9 protein-coding genes are annotated in these 11463 nt (G+C 76.6%); 1 reads left to right on the forward strand and 8 read right to left on the reverse strand.

The genetic code is table 11. The features are described from left to right. On the forward strand, positions 1 to 1744 hold a 1744-nt coding region (locus tag AB6N24_RS21275; protein ID WP_412871359.1), incomplete at its 5' end, for a helicase HerA-like domain-containing protein. A 72-nt stretch (positions 1745 to 1816) separates the two neighbouring features. Here the strand turns inward: AB6N24_RS21275 and AB6N24_RS21280 are convergent. The 8 genes from AB6N24_RS21280 to AB6N24_RS21315 all read right to left on the reverse strand — a co-directional run. Beyond that, positions 1817 to 3154: an MFS transporter gene (locus AB6N24_RS21280; protein ID WP_412871360.1), complete on the reverse strand. Its 1338-nt coding sequence runs from the start codon at positions 3152 to 3154 to the stop codon at positions 1817 to 1819. Between the two features lie 116 nt (positions 3155 to 3270). After that, on the reverse strand, positions 3271 to 3978 hold the full coding sequence (locus AB6N24_RS21285) for a metal-dependent transcriptional regulator (protein WP_412871361.1): 708 nt from the start codon (positions 3976 to 3978) through the stop codon (positions 3271 to 3273). Next, positions 3975 to 4895 carry a metal ABC transporter permease gene (locus AB6N24_RS21290; protein WP_412871362.1) on the reverse strand — a complete coding sequence of 307 codons (921 nt, stop codon included), beginning with the start codon at positions 4893 to 4895 and terminating at the stop codon, positions 3975 to 3977. Before AB6N24_RS21290 ends, AB6N24_RS21285 begins: the two co-directional genes overlap by 4 nt. Then, positions 4892 to 5716 (reverse strand): metal ABC transporter ATP-binding protein, encoded by an 825-nt coding sequence (locus AB6N24_RS21295; protein WP_412871363.1) that lies wholly within the window; start codon positions 5714 to 5716, stop codon positions 4892 to 4894. Before AB6N24_RS21295 ends, AB6N24_RS21290 begins: the two co-directional genes overlap by 4 nt. After that, positions 5713 to 6675, reverse strand: a complete 963-nt coding sequence (locus AB6N24_RS21300) for a metal ABC transporter substrate-binding protein (RefSeq protein WP_412871364.1) — start codon at positions 6673 to 6675, stop codon at positions 5713 to 5715. The genes AB6N24_RS21295 and AB6N24_RS21300 overlap by 4 nt, the downstream gene beginning before the upstream one ends. Positions 6676 to 6873: 198 nt before the next feature. Beyond that, positions 6874 to 8730, reverse strand: coding sequence for a metallophosphoesterase family protein (locus AB6N24_RS21305; RefSeq protein ID WP_412871365.1), 1857 nt, complete (start codon positions 8728 to 8730; stop codon positions 6874 to 6876). Between the two features lie 178 nt (positions 8731 to 8908). Then, on the reverse strand, positions 8909 to 9682 hold the full coding sequence (locus tag AB6N24_RS21310; RefSeq protein WP_412871366.1) for an LLM class F420-dependent oxidoreductase: 774 nt from the start codon (positions 9680 to 9682) through the stop codon (positions 8909 to 8911). A gap of 101 nt (positions 9683 to 9783) precedes the next feature. Continuing rightward, on the reverse strand, positions 9784 to 11463 hold a 1680-nt coding region (locus tag AB6N24_RS21315; RefSeq protein ID WP_412871367.1), incomplete at its 5' end, for a hypothetical protein.

The raw sequence follows: 11463 nt of genomic DNA on the forward strand, positions 1-11463 counted from the left end.
CGCGGACGCCGGCTCAGCGCGCGGCGCCTCCGCGGCCGGACCGTCCGCGCCGGCGAGCACGGTCGCCCTGCCCGCACCGGAGACGCCGCCCGCTCCCCCGCCGGCTCCCGCCGACACCGGGGAGGCGCTCTCGCCGTGGGCCGCCCAGGTGGCGGCGGGCTACCGGTTCGCGGGCGGCAGCGTCCCGCTCGGTGCGCTCGTCGAGGACGGCGTCGCCGTCGCGGACGCACCCGTCGGGCTGCCGCTCGCGATGATGAACCGGCACGGGCTCGTCGCCGGCGCGACGGGCACCGGGAAGACGAAGACCCTCCAGGTGATGGCCGAGCACCTCTCCGACGCCGGGGTGCCGGTGTTCGTCGCCGACGTGAAGGGCGACCTGTCCGGGCTCGCGGCGCCGGGTGCGTCGAGCGAGCAGCTCCTCGAGCGCACCGCGAGCATCGGGCAGCAGTGGGCCGCCCGCGCGTACCCGGTGGAGCTGCTCACGCTGGGCGGGCTCGGGCAGGGGACGCCGGTCCGCACGACCGTGACGGACCTCGGGCCGCTCCTGCTGAGCAAGGTGCTCGGGCTCAACGCGACGCAGGAGTCGAGCCTCGGGCTGGTCTTCCACTGGGCCGACACGCAGGGCCTCGCGCTGCTCGACCTCCAGGACCTGCAGGCCTCGCTCGCGTACCTCGTCGGCGACGAGGGCAAGGCCGAGCTGCGCGGGATCGGCGGCCTGTCGGCGGCGACCGCCGGGGTGATCCTCCGGGAGATCGTCGGGCTGCAGGCGCAGGGCGCCGACGTGTTCTTCGGGGAGCCCGCGTTCGACGTGGGCGACCTGCTGCGCCGCGCCCCCGACGGCCGCGGCGTGATCTCGGCGCTCGAGCTCCCCGCGGTGCAGGACCGCCCGGCGCTGTTCTCGACGTTCCTCATGTGGCTGCTCGCCGAGCTGTTCCAGGTGCTCCCCGAGGTCGGCGACGTCGCCGAGCCGCGGCTCGTGTTCTTCTTCGACGAGGCGCACCTGCTGTTCACCGACGCGTCGGACGACTTCCTCACGCAGGTCACCCAGACGGTCCGGCTCATCCGGTCGAAGGGCGTGGGCGTGTTCTTCGTGACCCAGAGCCCCAAGGACGTGCCGCCCGACGTGCTCGCGCAGCTCGGCAACCGCGTGCAGCACGCCCTGCGCGCGTACACCCCCGACGACGCGAAGGCCCTGCGGGCCGCGGCCCGGACGTTCCCGACGTCGCCCTACGACCTCGAGGAGCTCCTCACGACGCTCGGGACCGGCGAGGCGGTCGTCACCGTGCTGGGTGAGAAGGGCGTCCCGGCGCCCGTCGCCTGGACCCGGCTGCGCGCGCCCCGGTCGCTCATGGCCCCCGCGCCCGCGGACGTGCTCGCCGCCGCCGTCTCGCGCTCTCCGCTCGACGACCGGTACGCGGAGGCGGTCGACCGCGAGTCCGCGTACGAGCTGCTGCAGCGCCGGGCCGAGGCGACCGCCCGCGAGCAGGAGGCCGCCGAGGCCGCGGAGCGTGCGGCCGAGGAGTCCCGCGACCGCGCCGAGGCCGCCGGGCGCGAGGCCGCGGCCCGCGCGAAGGAGCTCGAGCGCATCGAGCGCGACCTGCGCCGCGGGTCCGGCACGTCGTCGCGCCGCTCGGGCACGTCCCGGCGGTCGAGCAGCAGCCCGCTCGACAGCTTCCTGCGGTCCGCCGGGACGCAGCTCGGGCGTGAGATCACCCGGTCGATCTTCGGCACGCGCCGGCGCTGACGCGTCGGTCGGCGCCGGGACGACGGGTGCGCTCACGCGCCACGACCGTCCCGGCGGCACGCCCGTCGAGGCTCAGCGCGCGGGCGTGACCACGGGTGCGGGCGTGCCGACGGGCGCGGGCGTGCCGACGGGCGCGGGCGTGCCGGCGGGCGTGGGCGTGACGACGGGCGCGGGCGTGCGGCCGACCGTCACGACCACGACGAGCCCGACGAGTGTGAGCCCGGCGCCGACCCACGCGGGCGCGAGGTAGCCGAGCCCACCGGCGATGACCAGACCGCCGAGCCACGCCCCGCTCGCGTTGCCGAGGTTGAGCGCCGAGTGGCACAGCGCGGCGCCGAGCGACGGCGCGGCCGGCGAGACGTCCATGAGCCGCGTCTGCAGCGAGATTCCGAGGATCTGCGACGCGACGCCGAGCGCGACGATCGACGCGACGGCGAGCACGGGGCTGCGGCCGGTGAGCCCGAGCGCGCACAGCACGAGGCCCGTGCTCACGAAGCCGACGAGCACGGTGCGCAGCACGGCCCGGTCGGCGAGGCGTCCGCCGACGAGCGTCCCCACCGTCATGCCGACGCCGAACAGCGCGAGGACGAGCGGGACCGTGGCCTCCCGCAGACCGGTGACCTCGGTGAGCAGCGGTGAGACGTAGGAGTAGACGGCGAACATGCCGCCGAAGCCGATCGAGCCGGCGCCGGCCGCGATCCACAGGGTCCGGTTGCGCAGCGCCGCGAGCTCGGTGCGCACGCTCGTGCCGTGGCTCACGGGGAGCCCCGGCGTCCAGCGCAGCAGCGCGCCGAGCGTCACGAGCCCGAGCACGCCCACGAGCCCGAACGCGAGGCGCCACCCGAGCTGCTGGCCGACGACCGTGGACAGGGGGACGCCGACCACGTTGGCGATCGTCAGCCCGGCCATCATCATCGAGACGGCCTGGCCGCGGCGCTCGGCGCCCGCGACGTGCGTGCCCATGACGGCGCCGACCCCGAAGAACGCCCCGTGCGGGAGCCCCGCGACGAACCGGGCGACGACGAGCCAGCCGAGGCTCGGGGCGAACGCGGCGAGCACGTTCGCGGCGGTGAACGCGGCCATGAGCCCGAGCAGGAGCGTGCGGCGGTCCACGCGCGCCGCGAGGGTGGTCAGGAGCGGGGCGCCGATCACGACGCCGAGCGCGTACGCGGTGATGACCCAGCCGGTGGTGGGGATGCTCGCGCCGAGGTCGCGCGCGACGAGCGGCAGGAGGCCCATGGTCGCGAACTCGGTGGTGCCGATGCTGAAGCCGCCGAGCGCGAGGGCGAGGAGGGCCGGGCGGGTGCGGTGCGGGCGCGGGGCCGCGGCGGCACCGGCGCCCCGGGGGGCGCCCGGGGACGGCGGCGAGGCGGCGGAGCCGGGCGGCGCCGTGTCGAGCAGGGGGTCCACGGGTGCTCCTCGGGTGGCGGCCGGGAACCCGTGGTGACGGGTGCCCGATCTGTGTCGAATCGATTCGATCTCGCCGAGCGCAACTCCGTCGTCCACTGCGGTGATGTACGGCCAGGCTACCCCGCGTGCGCGGGGACCAGCCAGATGGCGCCCGCGCCCGCCTCGCCGAGCTCGACGGCGCGCCCCTCCCCCGGCTCCCCGCCGAGCGGCGCGCGCACCCGGACCGCGACCACGCCGGCAGCCGGCCGGAGCGCGACGACGTGCACCCGCGCGTCGAGCACGAGCCCGACCGACGCGAGGTAGCGCAGCAGCTCGGGGTCGGCGTCGGAGATGCGCGCGACGACCCAGTCCCCCGCGTCGAGCCCCCACAGCACGTGCGCGGCGGGGGCCGGCACCGCGCCGTCGCGCGTCGGGATCGGGTCGCCGTGGGGGTCCCGCGTCGGGAAGCCCAGGCGTGCGTCGATCCGGTCGACGAGCAGGTCCGAGACCGCGTGCTCGAGCACCTCGGCCTCGTCGTGCACCTCGTCCCAGCCGTAGCCGAGCTCGTTGACCAGGAACGTCTCGAGCAGCCGGTGCCGGCGGACCATCGCGAGCGCGTGCGCGCTCCCCGCCTCGGTGAGCTCGACCGCGCCGTAGCGCGCGTGCGACACGAGCCCCTGCTCGCCGAGCCGGCGGACGGTCTCCGAGACGGTCGAGGGGCCTACGCCGATCCGCTCGGCGAGCATCTTGGTCGTGACCGGCGCGTCGGACCACTCCTGCGCGGACCAGATGACCTTGAGGTAGTCCTGCGCGACGGACGTCAGCGCGCTCGGCTCGGGACTCACGGCGCCAGCCTAGGGGCGACGAGCTCGCGGTCCGCCCCGGCCGCCTCCGCCGGCACCCGGTCCCGTGACCTGCGGGACGAGCGCCGCAGCAGGCCCGTGCGCGGCGCGAACGCGTACACCGCGGTGAACACGATCCCCTGCGCGACGACGACCATGCCCGCGCTCGACGCGTCGAGGTAGTAGCTCGCGTACAGCCCGACGACCGCGCACGCGCCCGCGAGGACCGGCGCGATCACGAGCATGCGGCTCATGCGCTCGGTCAGGAGGTACGCCGTCGCCCCCGGGATGATCAGCATCGCGACGACCAGCACGACGCCGACCGCCTGGAGCCCGACGACGACCGTGACGGCGAGCAGCCCGAGCAGCAGCGCGCCGAGCACGCGCGGGGAGATCCCGACGGCGTGCGCGTGGGTGCGGTCGAACGCGTAGAGCGTGAGGTCGCGGCGCTTGAGCACGAGGACCGCGAAGGTCAGCACCCCGAGCCCGACGACCTGCACGATGTCGACGTCCGCGACGCCGAGGACGTTGCCGAACAGGATGTGGCCCAGGTCGACCTGGCTCGGCGTCGTCGAGACCAGCACGATCCCGAGCGCGAACAGCGTCGTGAAGACCACGCCGATCGACGTGTCCTCCCGCAGCCCCGACGTCTCCCGGACGAGCCCGATGAGCGCGACCGCACCGACCCCGAAGACGAGCGCCCCGACCGCGAACGGCAGCCCCACGAGGTACGCGAGCACGACGCCCGGCAGCACGGCGTGCGCGACGGCGTCCCCGAGCAGCGACCACCCGATCAGCACGAGCCAGCACGAGAGGAGCGCGCACACGACCGCGGCGACCCCGGTGACGAGCAGCGCGCGCTGCATGAACTCGTAGCCCCACGGCGCGGCGAGCCAGTCGAGCACGGCGACGGCGCTCATCGGGGCCCTCCGAAGGCCAGGGCGAGGTTCTCGGGCTGCAGGACGACGTCGGGGGCGCCGCGCACGAGCACGCGCCGGTGCAGCAGGACCGCGTCGTCCGCGAGCGCCGGGAGCCCGGCGAGGTCGTGGGTCGAGACGAGCGCGGACACCCCGTCGGCGACGAGCTCGCGCAGCAGCGCCGTCACGGACGCCTGCGACGACACGTCGACCCCCGCGAACGGCTCGTCGAGCAGCAGGACCTGGGCCTCCTGCGCGAGGCAGCGCGCGACGAAGGCCCGCTTGCGCTGACCGCCCGAGAGCCGGCCGATCTGCCGGTCCGCGAGCGCGCTCAGCCCGACGCGCTCGAGCGCGGTCTCGACGGCCTCCCGGTCGCCCGCGCGCAGCCGGCGCAGCGGCCCGAGGCGCCCGTACCGTCCCTGCGCGACGACGTCGCGCACCGAGAGGGGGAACGTCCAGTCGACGTCCTCCGACTGCGGGACGTAGCCGAGCAGCGCCCGGCGCCGCGCCTGCGCACCGTCGTGGCCGAGCACCTCGACCGTCCCGGCGTCCGGGCGGACGATGCCCATCACGGCCTTGAGCAGCGTCGACTTGCCCGAGCCGTTGGTGCCGACCAGCCCCGTCAGCCGGCCCACCTCGACGACGAGGTCGACGCCGTCGAGGGCCAGCACGTCGCGGTAGCGCACGGTCAGCCCCCGCACCGCGAGCGCGGGGGTCGTCGCCGCAGCGGCCGCGTCGCGCGCCGGTGCCGCACCGGCCGTGCCGGTCGTCCGGGCAGCACCCGTCGCACCCGTGGTGCCGGTCGTGCCGGTCGTGCCGGTCATGGCGCCTCCTCGGCGGTCAGGCCCTCGATGATCACGTGCACGTCGTGCTCGAGCAGGTCCAGGTAGGTCGGGACGGGCCCGTCGGGCTCCGACAGGGAGTCGACGTAGAGCACGCCGCCGAGCCGCGCCCCGGTCTCGCGCGCGACCTGCTCCTGCGCGGTCGGCGACACGGTGGACTCGCAGAACACGGCGGGGACGTCGCGGTCGCGCACGAGGTCGATCGCGCGGGCGACCTGCTGCGGCGTGCCCTGCCGCTCGGCGTTGACGGGCCACAGCGACGCCTCGGCGAGCCCGGCGTCGCGCGCGAGGTAGGAGAACGCACCCTCGCACGTCACGAGCGCGCGGCGCTCGGGCTCGAGCCCCGCGAGCTCGTCGCGCAGGCGCTCTCCGAGCGCGGTGACCTGCTCGGTGTAGGCGGCGGCGTTCGCGCGGTAGTCGGCGGCGTGCGCCGGGTCGAGGCCGGTGAGGGCGCGCTCGATGTTGGCGACGTAGGTCGCGGCGGCGTCGGGCGACATCCACGCGTGGGGGTTCGCGTGCCCCTCGGCGGCGCCGCTCGCGATCGGCAGCGTGGCGATGCCGTCGGTCAGCGTGACGTGCGGCGCGTCGACGCGGTCGACGAAGCGGTCGAACCACGCCTCGAGACCGAGCCCGTTGTCGAGCACGAGGTCGGCGTCCTGCGCGCGGCGCAGGTCGTCGGGAGTCGGCTCGTACCCGTGGATCTCGGCGCCGACCTTGGTGACGGACTCGACGCGCACGTGCCCCCCACCGACCACGCGCGCCATGTCGGCCAGCACCGTGAAGGTCGCGAGCACGACGGGGCGGTCGTCGTCGGGGCCGGGCACCGCCGCCGCGCGCCCCTCCGCACCCCCGCCCGCGCAGCCGCCGAGGGCCAGCGCCGCGGCGCCCGCCAGCAGCGCGGCGCCGCGCAACGGGGTCGTACGAAACCGAGAGTTCGGCATGCCGAACATCCTGCCACCCCGGAGGACGGGTGGCACCTGCACCGATGGGGGTCGGCCGCTCTGAGTGCGAGGCCCGGGCTCGCGCCGCACCTGCCGTCGGGACGTCGGGACGTCAGGTCGTCGGGACGTCGGGACGTCGGGTCGGTAGGACGTCGGGTCGGCGGCTCCCGGGCGGGCCCCGGCGCGCCGGCCCCGCGGTCAGGACGTCGGGTCCGCGGCTGTCCCGCCGACCGCCCCGTCGACCGGCTCGTCGGGCGGCGAGACCGGCGCCGCCCGCGGCCACGCGACCCGCGGCCCCACCGACACCGCGGCGTCCGTCCCGACCTGCACGAGCTGGTAGTCGAGCAGGCGCGCCTCGTCCGGGTCGAAGCGCAGCACGGTCAGCTCGGCGGTGCTCCGCAGCGGCCCCACGGTCGGCTGGCCCGGGGCCGCACCCGCGGTGCTGCCGCTCACGTAGCGGATCCCGGCCCCGACCTGCTCGGGCCCGGACCGCACGTGCTTGTGGCCCGAGAGCTGCGCGGGCACGCAGCCGCGCTCGAGCGCCGCGTCCCCGATCGGCGGCGTGTGGATCAGCAGGAGGTCGACCCGCTCGTCCTCGCACGCGACGTCCGCCAGCCGCTCGCGGGCCTCGCTCGGCGACTCGGCGCTCGACCGCGAGGTGCCGGCGCCGATCCGGGTCTCGCGCGGGTCGCGGTCGCCGAGGATGCGCACGCCGGCGACCTCGACGACCTCGCCGCCGAGGACCGTCGCCCCGGCCTTGCGGTACGCCGCCTCGGTCTCGCGCGAGTCGTGGTTGCCGGGCGACACCACGACGGGCACGCCGCCCGCGGCCCGCGCGAACGTCGTGACGCAGTACTGCTCGACGGCGGTCCCGTCGATCGTCGTGTCGCCGCCGTCGAGCAGCACGTCGGCGTCCGAGAGCTCGACGAGCGCGCGGATCACCGGAGCCATCCCGACGTTGCAGTGCAGGTCCGAGACCAGGATGAGCACGACCGGCTCGGTGGCCTCGTCGTCCTCCTGGGCGTCCGCGGTCCGGGTCGGCGTGGCGGACGGGCTCGTCGACGCCTCCGGGGCCTCGGGGCTCTCCGGCGCACCCGGCGCACCCGGCGCACCCGGCGCACCCGGCGCAGGGTCCGCCTGCACCGGGTCCGCCTCCGCGGCGTCCGTGTGCGTTGGGCTCGACGACGCGGCGCCGTCCGGCACCGTGAACGCCGCCTGCTCGGCGTGCGCCGCCTCGATGCGCGCCGAGCGCTCGGCCCACGCCTCGTCGAGGGACTCCTCGGCGCGCGCGTAGAACTCGGTGTTCGAGCGGTAGGCCTCGACCGCGTAGGAGCCGTAGGTGTCGATCACCCCGCCGAGCCGGCCCGTGACCCGGGCCCCCTCGAGCGGGGTGCCGGCGAACACCGCGGAGGCGACGGGCTGCGACTCGCGCGCGCCGCCGCCCGTGCTCGCCGTCAGCACCCCGAGCCCGACGGCCACGACCGTGCCGCCCGCGACGATCCGGCGCGCCTGCGGGGCGAGCGCGGCGGCGAGCTCGTCGCGGCGCTCGCGACCGAGCAGGAGGCGGCCGAGCAGGACGAGCACGGTCACCACCGCGAGCGCCCCCAGCGTGCGCCACAGCGCGTCCGTCACGAGCGCCCGCACCGCGTCCTGCAGCGTCGCCTGCGGGCCCGCGAAGAACTGCAGGTACCCCTGCAGGTCGCTGCTGAGCGCCGTGAGCGTCGTCGCGGGGTCGACCGCGGTGACCCCCGACGGGATCTCCTGGACCGTGACCCGCGCCCCCACGCCGAGCGGCACCGGCGAGTCGATCTCGAGCGTGCCGAGCGGGCCCAGGTCGAGCGTGACCGTCCCGTCGGTCGTCACGTCGTAGCGCGCCTCGTGCGGCCCGAGGCTCAGGTCGGCGGTCGCCGTCGTGACGCCGAAGACCAGCGACCCGAGCAGCACGAGGAGCGCCGGCACCCCGAGGCGCAGCCAGGCCGGCAGCCGGGGCGCGGGGTCCTCGCGCACCGGCGCGTCGTCCGCGGGCGCGTGGGCCGCGGGGTCCGGCCCGGTCATGCGTCGAGCCTAGGTCGGGCGCCCGGACCGATCGAGCGCGGCGCCGGGTGGACCTGCGGGTGGAACCGGGGACGGCGCGCGGCCGTGTGCCCGGCGGCGCGGGCCGTGCGCCCGGCGGCACGGGTGACGGCGGGTGCGGGGACCGGCCGGCGGGCGGACCGGTCCCCGTGCGTCCGGCTCAGCGGCGCGCGTCCCGCCACGCGACCCACTCGTGGGTCAGCGACAGGTCGAAGTCCGGTCCCCCGGCACTCACCGTGAACAGCGTCACGCCGGCCGCGACGAGCTCGTCGGCCACCTCGCCGGGAGGCGCCTGCACGGCGACCGAGCGCTCGACCTGCGACGCGTCGCGCCCGACGGCCTCGCCGTGCTCGTCGAGGATCGCGCTCTTGCGGCGCAGCGTCTCGACGTCGCCGAACGAGTGCCACGCGTCGGCGTGCTGCGCGACGATCCGCAGCGTCTTCTTCTCGCCGCCACCACCGATCAGGATCGGGATCTCGCGCGTCGGCGCGGGGTTGGACCTCTCCCACCGCGCCTTGATGCGCGGCAGCGCCTCGCCGAGGTCCGCGATCCGCGAGCCCGCGGTCCCGAACTCGTAGCCGAACTCGTCGTAGTCCTTCTCGAACCAGCCCGCGCCGATCCCGAGGATCAGGCGCCCGCCCGAGATGTGGTCGACCGTGCGGGCCATGTCCGCCAGCAGCTCGGGGTTGCGGTAGGAGTTGCAGGTCACGAGCGCCCCGATCTCGACGCGGCTCGTCTGCTCGGCCCACGCGCCGAGCATGGTCCAGCACTCGAAGTGCTTGCCGTCCGGGTCGCCGTAGAGCGGGAAGAAGTGGTCCCAGTTGAAGATGATGTCGACGCCCGCGTCCTCGGCAGCGCGCACGGCGTCGCGGAGCTGGGCGTAGTCGGCGTGCTGCGGCTGGAGCTGGACCCCGATGCGGATGTCATGCGTCATGCGAGCGACCCTAGGGCCCGCCGGCGGACGTCACATCTCGCACGGGCGGGACCGGGAGCGCGACCCGTCGACCGCGGCCTGCCGCCCCTCGTCGACCGCGCTCACTGGTACGTGACGAGGTCCGGCACCGGCTGGACCTGCATCGTCTGCACCGGGTCGAGCATGGGCACGTCCTCGTCGTAGAAGTTCTTCCACCCCCACCGCAGCTGCGGCTGGGCGCCCTCGCGCAGGCGCGCCCACGTGCCGGCCTTCGCGGGCTGGCCGCCCTGGCCGTCGACGTGCACGAGCAGCGCGAGCTCGTCGTGGCCGAGGTCGAGGCGCTCGCGCTCGGTGATCATGCGCGGCTGGAACTGGTGCAGGACGAGCATCTTCTGCGGCAGGGCGCGCTCGCGCGTGAACGCCGCGAGCCACGCGATCACGGCGTTGACCTCGTCGACGCCGACCGAGCCGATCTGGCGCAGGTGCACCTGGTCGGGGCCGAGGCGCCACTCGGGGTCGAGCGCGAGCCCGACGTGCGGCAGCGCCAGGAGCTCGGCGTAGGCCTGGGCCTGCGTGACGAAGTCGGTGCGACCGGGCTGCAGGTCGAGGATCACGAGCATCCCCGCGGCCCCGGCGGCGTCGACGAGCGGGCGCAGGTCCTCGACCGCACGCCGGCGCGAATAGCTCCCGTCCGCCTCGGCGCCGCTCGACGCGATCGTCGCGATGATCTCGAGCGTCGGGACGACCGTGTCCGACGTCAGCGTCCGGTAGGGCGCGGCGTGGGCGTCGGCGCGCGCGAGCGTCGCGGGGACGTCCTGCTCGCCGAGCACGCCGAGCGCACCGGTACCGGGGGTCCCGTACAGCGCGACGTACCGCTTGCCGGGCTGACCGGGGAGCGCCGGGAACACGAGCTGGCCGCCGCCCGGCAGCTGCACGCCCGTCGCGGCCGACGCGACGCGGGGCGCGAGGAGCTCGGGGGTCCCGAACGCGGAGCCGAGCGCGAGCACGGCCTGCGGGGCCGCCGCGGCGAGGGCCTCGACGCTCGCGGCGGTCGCGCGCGGGTCACCGCCGGGCACCACCGTGACCGGGACGCCCGCGGCGCGCGCGGTCGCGAGCGCCGCGAGGTGCGTGGGTGAGCCGTCGGTCAGCACGAGCGCACCGGCCGGGGCGGCACGCCGCTCGACGCGCGGGAGCTCCGTCGACGCTCCCGTCGAGGCGCGTGCCGTGGGCGACGACGTGCCGCTCGACCGCGGGCGCCCGGTCGGCCCGGGGTCCGTGGCCGCCGCGCCGTCGGGCGCCGGCGCCGGCGTCGACGCCGGATCGCCGGGTGCCGCCGCGGGCGCCACCGGGACGAGCACCGCGGTCTGCTCGGCGGCGAGGCCCAGGACGGCCCCGACCTCCTGGCCTGCGGGGACCACCTGGACGTCGCCGAAGCCCGCGGCGGCGGCGGCCGCGAGCGCGTCGGGCAGCACGTCGACGTCGTCGGGTGCGGCGTCGGGGACCACGGCGTCGACCGCGGCGCCCTCCGGCAGGGTCGAAGACCCGAGCGTCAGCGCCGCGCGGGTGCCGAGGCGCTCGAGCTCCGCGGTCAGGTCGGCGTCGGGCGCACCGGCACCCGTGAGCAGCACGGGGGCACCGAGCCGGACCGCCGCCGACCCGGCGAGCAGGACGGCGCGCGCGTCGTCCGCGGGAGCGAGGACGACCGCGGGGGCCGCCGTGAACAGCGCCCGGCTCGTCGCGAGCGCGACCGCCTCGGGTGCGCCGTCGGGCACGAGCGTCACCGGGGCACCGGGGGCCTGCGC

It is taken from the genome of Cellulomonas jepli, from assembly GCF_047229345.1.
Taxonomy (GTDB): domain Bacteria; phylum Actinomycetota; class Actinomycetes; order Actinomycetales; family Cellulomonadaceae; genus Cellulomonas_A.

What these genes read in the sequence shown, in the direction of transcription:
- AB6N24_RS21290 (WP_412871362.1), bottom strand. Translation starts at nt 4,895, where the DNA reads ATGAGCGCCGTCGCCGTGCTCGACTGGCTCGCCGCGCCGTGGGGCTAC.
- AB6N24_RS21295 (WP_412871363.1), bottom strand. Translation starts at nt 5,716, where the DNA reads ATGACCGGCACGACCGGCACGACCGGCACCACGGGTGCGACGGGTGCT.
- AB6N24_RS21300 (WP_412871364.1), bottom strand. Translation starts at nt 6,675, where the DNA reads ATGCCGAACTCTCGGTTTCGTACGACCCCGTTGCGCGGCGCCGCGCTG.
- AB6N24_RS21305 (WP_412871365.1), bottom strand. Translation starts at nt 8,730, where the DNA reads ATGACCGGGCCGGACCCCGCGGCCCACGCGCCCGCGGACGACGCGCCG.
- AB6N24_RS21310 (WP_412871366.1), bottom strand. Translation starts at nt 9,682, where the DNA reads ATGACGCATGACATCCGCATCGGGGTCCAGCTCCAGCCGCAGCACGCC.